Annotated in this window: 7 protein-coding genes; 4 read left to right on the forward strand and 3 right to left on the reverse strand. The window is 47.1% G+C overall.

Annotated elements, in window-relative coordinates:
- Positions 1 to 255 precede the first annotated feature (255 nt).
- On the forward strand, positions 256 to 684 hold the full coding sequence (locus GF409_00535; GenBank protein MBD3425696.1) for a DUF3795 domain-containing protein: 429 nt from the start codon (positions 256 to 258) through the stop codon (positions 682 to 684).
- On the opposite strand, the gene GF409_00540 is transcribed toward GF409_00535, so the two are convergent.
- Both GF409_00540 and GF409_00545 read right to left on the reverse strand, forming a co-directional pair.
- Entirely contained in the window at positions 681 to 1,481 is an 801-nt protein-coding gene (locus GF409_00540; protein ID MBD3425697.1) for a sigma-70 family RNA polymerase sigma factor, read from the reverse strand. The genes GF409_00535 and GF409_00540 overlap by 4 nt on opposite strands.
- A gap of 95 nt (positions 1,482 to 1,576) precedes the next feature.
- Positions 1,577 to 2,542, reverse strand: a complete 966-nt coding sequence (locus GF409_00545) for a hypothetical protein (GenBank protein MBD3425698.1) — start codon at positions 2,540 to 2,542, stop codon at positions 1,577 to 1,579.
- 47 nt (positions 2,543 to 2,589) lie between these two features.
- Here GF409_00545 and GF409_00550 point away from each other — a divergent pair, with 47 nt between their 5' ends.
- Positions 2,590 to 2,826 (forward strand): hypothetical protein, encoded by a 237-nt coding sequence (locus GF409_00550; protein ID MBD3425699.1) that lies wholly within the window; start codon positions 2,590 to 2,592, stop codon positions 2,824 to 2,826.
- Between the two features lie 576 nt (positions 2,827 to 3,402).
- Here the strand turns inward: GF409_00550 and GF409_00555 are convergent.
- The gene (locus GF409_00555) at positions 3,403 to 3,720 is read right to left on the reverse strand and encodes a hypothetical protein (GenBank protein ID MBD3425700.1); all 318 of its coding nucleotides are present in this window, start codon (positions 3,718 to 3,720) and stop codon (positions 3,403 to 3,405) included.
- On the opposite strand from GF409_00555, the gene GF409_00560 reads away from it, so the two are divergent.
- Together GF409_00560 and GF409_00565 are read left to right on the forward strand one after the other, a co-directional pair.
- Positions 3,721 to 4,338, forward strand: a complete 618-nt coding sequence (locus GF409_00560; GenBank protein ID MBD3425701.1) for a hypothetical protein — start codon at positions 3,721 to 3,723, stop codon at positions 4,336 to 4,338. It abuts the gene before it with no gap.
- The coding region (locus GF409_00565; protein MBD3425702.1) for a hypothetical protein at positions 4,313 to 4,477 on the forward strand (165 nt) is incomplete at its 3' end. The genes GF409_00560 and GF409_00565, both read left to right, overlap by 26 nt.

Here is a 4,477-nt window from a genome sequence, read left to right on the forward strand (position 1 = left end):
CGTATTTGCCCATGACCGCAGTCACTATATAAAACCGCGGTCGGCGGGCTGCTGCTTCATTATAAGTTAGGGTAAAGGAGGGAAAACTACGGATATAAAATTGGGTAGGGGAGAGTGGGTAATTAGGTGAAGATCGATACATCTACTTCCACTATCGTTTCTGTTGTTTTTCTCCTTTTTCTGTAACCACGGCCTCTTTTTTTACTCAAAGAGGGTAAGAGTGAAAACAAAACAACGTCTGAAGAGGAGAAAACTATGGATTTACGACAGAACACATCACCATGCGGGATCGACTGCTTCAATTGCGAGCTTTTCGGAGACAACATAACTCGGGAGATGCAGGAGCGGATCGCCCAGTACAAAAACCAACCGGCGGAAACAATCCGCTGTCTCGGCTGTCGGGAGAGCGGGTGCCTCATAATCCACGGAGAATGCAGGACCAAGACCTGTGTCGAAGAGAAGGGAGTAGAGTTCTGCTTTGAATGCGATGAGTTCCCCTGCACCTATCTCCAGCCCTGTTGTGACGGAGCGGAGACATTCCCCCAGAACTATAAACTGTTCAATCTCTGCAGGATGAAAAAGCTCGGAGTGGAAAAATGGGCCGCGGAAGAGGCCCTAAAGATACGAAGGCTCTACAAAGATGGAAAACTCCAGATAGGGGGAGGGCCGGTACTCCCAGACTAGTAGCGGAGGAGCTTCTTCTGCTCCTTCACCTTTTTCTCTACCCGCTCGAGGAAGCCGTCGAAGGATGGGGGAAGGACCCGGGTATCGTAGAGACGTTCTATCCCTAAGATATCACTCAACTCCGTTTCGAACTCTTTTTTCGCCTGCCGCTCTTTGGTTTTGACCGTTATAATGGGCAGGGCAAGATCTTCCTTGCAGGTCGCTCTGAGATACCCGGCAAATGAGCGACAATCGCAGGGGGCGCCGGGGCGGATGAGAGAACAACGCCCTTCCATGTGGTCCCGGATGGCCTTCCGTGCCCTGTGCAGGTTGGTCTTTACCGACTCCCTGCTTATTTCGAGGACTCGAGCAGTTTCGTCTACATCTAAGTGGAGCATACATCTGAGGGTAAACACCGCCCGGTACTTTGGGGGCATGCAGTTCATAAACATCTGCAGACATGTTTCCCGAGTGGCTTCCACTAGCGCCTTCTCCTCCACCTGACCGTAGCTGTTGATGTGTCTGTAGACTTCGCTTTCGGCCAGACCCTGTTCCTCCGCATAGACTTCTACGGGAAGTTTTTCCGCCTTGCGACGGTACTGCTTGGCCGCATTGCACACAATCCGGTAGAGCCATGTGTACACCGAACTCTCCCCCCGGAATTTCTCCCATCCCTTCAGAGCATGTAAGAAGGCGGTCTGGAGCACATCCTCCGCATCATGATGTGAACCGGTCATCCTGAATGCCAGCGTGTACAACCGATCATAGTGGGATTGGTAAACTTTCTCGATAGTGTTACTCATTGTGCTGTTTCCCATTATAACGGATTCCTCATACGTTGTTCAGCAAATCTTTCCTATATAAAAACTGTATCCGTGCCAATCGGTGTTGATCCGTAGTTTGATATTATAAGCTACTGCAGTTTTGCGAGTACTTCTTCTTTCGTTGTGGCCGAGAGAATGAGATCGAGAGCCGAGTCCAGGTTGTCAGGATCAGCTGTAGACCGAACTCGATCACGCTCTTTCGAAGTCAGTCCAAACTTTCTTTCCAGCTGTCTCATTAGGACTTCCTGTTTATCTTCGAGCCTACCGATTCGTTCTCTTTCTTTCTTCCCCTTCTCGATTCCCATTCTCTCCCAGCTCGTTACATACGGCATTGACTTCCCTCCTGTCTTTTCAGAAATCTCTCCCATAAGCTTCCATTCGAGATCCCGCGGCAGTTGTACCAGCCAATCGAGAAACAACAGCAGTGACTGCACATATTCCGGTGTATATCCTGCTTGATAAAGCTGCAGCGCAAGCTCTTTTTTGAGCTCATATTTCAGCTCTATATCCTTCCGCCTCTCTTTTGCATTGCCGCTTCGCCGCTGCACCTCCATGTGGACCTTCGTGACGAAGGCAAAAGGATTATCAGAGAGAGTAAGCTCCCTGCGCCTCTCTTCTAAATATAACAGTTTTGTTACCTGAAAATCTACTCTGAGATACCTGCCGTAACTTGTGATCTCAAAATAACTCGGATAGAAGCTGGGGTCAGTGTCAGTCAGTACGACGAGAGTGACAGGAAAGCTCCAGAACCGGTCATAGATTCGGTATGCGTACTGGAACAATCGTTCGGCAAACTGTGGTTCTTTCCGCCCCTGGATTTCCACATGGGTGTAGAGCAGATACTCTTCACCGGAGAGGCACATTAGTTTAATAAGCAGATCTGCCAGCCGCCCGCGACTTTCATTCTCGGGGGTAAGCTTTTCCAGCTCTTTTTCTAAGAACACAGGCGGTACAGAAAAATCAATGCTTTCTGCAACATGCGGAAAGTAGAACATTAAGAATTCCTGTAGATGGGCCTTGATAATATCTTTCCATGCACTGTCGTATTTTCCCATTACCGCTCTCACTTGATAAAACCGCGGTAGGCGGGCTGCTGCTTCAGATGATGGGGACAGAGAAAGAAAAAATACTGATAACCAGTGCAGGCGCGAGCGAAGCGAGGGCCGTACCCGGAATCGGTACACTTCTTGGCATAGGCTCACAGGTGATCCTGGCAGGAGCATCAACCTATGCTCTCGGCAAAGTTTTTCAGTACCGTTTTGAAAATGATGGAACTCTATACAATTTTTACGTAGATGAAATGAAAGAAAAAGGGTGTCATCACCGAGGAAGAGTTTAATAAATCAAAAGAGGAGTTGTTATCGAAGATTACATAGTGATTTTATGTACTAACTTTCCATCCTCCGTCTATGAGACCCTCGATTGAATAGTACTGTTCCAAGAGATCGTCACTCTCATAGTCGAAGGCTCAACAGTTATTGGAAAACACCTTTTCTACTGAAACGTATTGATTTTGGAGGCTATACATCAAAAAATCCATAAGCATATATAGATGTGAAATGATTTATACAGCTTAATCAATATACCTTTTTTGCTATCTTAATGCAAATAAAGGATTATCTACTGAATAGGTATAATTTATGGGGCGTACAAAAATGTTTCCGGTAGAATCAAGATCGATGGGAAGAATGTCACGATTCGTTCGCCCCGGGATGCAATTAAAAAAGGGATCATGTACCTGCCGGAAGAGCGCAAAGAGCAATCGATTATTCCTCTTATGAATGTCCGTGAGAATATTACAATTTCGAATTTGTAAAGGTTTATAGAGATATTGCGCTTTTATTAATATATTTCTATTTCCTGAAGCATCAGTACCATTTTTGCAGTAATACTCTATGTGGGTATACAAAATACTTCAGTACTGAAAACGCAAAAGACCGAGTACCTCCCGCGGGGAAGAAACACACTCCATCAGGTCTTCGAGCGTCATTTCACCGATTTCTGCAGCCGATACGATGAGGAGTATGCCGATACATTCGGGAAGTTTCGTCTCGAACGGATACAGACGGTTGGCGAGCACTTTCTCACCTGCGGCGATTATCGGCAAGGGATAGCCCGTATCCGCTGCACTAACACGAACTGCGGTCACGACTATTTCCGCCCTTTTTCCTGCAAGGGATTTTACATGTGTCCCTCCTGCAGCCAGAAGAGAACTCTCCTCTTTGCCGAACATATGAATGAGGAAGTCCTTTTACGCCTTCCGCATCGGCAGTTCGTCTTCACTTTTCCGAAGGCCCTACGGGTGTTCTTCCGCCACGACAGAAAGCTTTTCGCAGAGTTATCAAAAATGATATTTGCCATGATAAGCGATTTCTACCGGGAAGTTGCCGGTAGAAAGATAGATACAGGAATGGTCATAGCTCATCTCAGGTTTTTCGCGAAGCGAAAATACCCTGCGCACACCCCATATAAGGCACTACAGACTTTCGGGGATATGCTCCGCTGGAATCCTCATTTTCATGCCATTTTGCTTGAGGGTGGCTTTGATGAGGATGGAAACTTTGTCTACCTTCCCTTCTCAGGTCTAGAAAAAATGACCGAATACTTTAGACGCACCGTCTTGCGGTTCTTCACCGAGAGAAAGCTCCTCTCCGAGCAATTTGCCCGGAACATGCTTTCCTGGAAGCACTCAGGCTTCAGTATAGATAACAGCGTACGGATTCTCGATGAGAGCTCCCGTGATAGCCTTGCCCAGTATATGGCACGGCCTCCTCAGGTTTTTCACGAAGTGAAAATACCAGCTCTACCCCATATAAGGCACTCCTATATCCTTGAAGAAGATCCACTATGAAGAGTTTAAGGGTCGGGTTCTCTTTCATACCCATTACAGCGCATATTTCAAAGAAAACGTGCATATGTTCAAGGCCTGTGACTTCCTGGCAGAGCTCACACAGCATATCCCTCCCAAGGGTGTGCAGTTGATACGGCGC

This window comes from Candidatus Omnitrophota bacterium, from assembly GCA_014728045.1.
Lineage (GTDB): Bacteria > Omnitrophota > Gorgyraeia > Tantalellales > Tantalellaceae > WJMH01.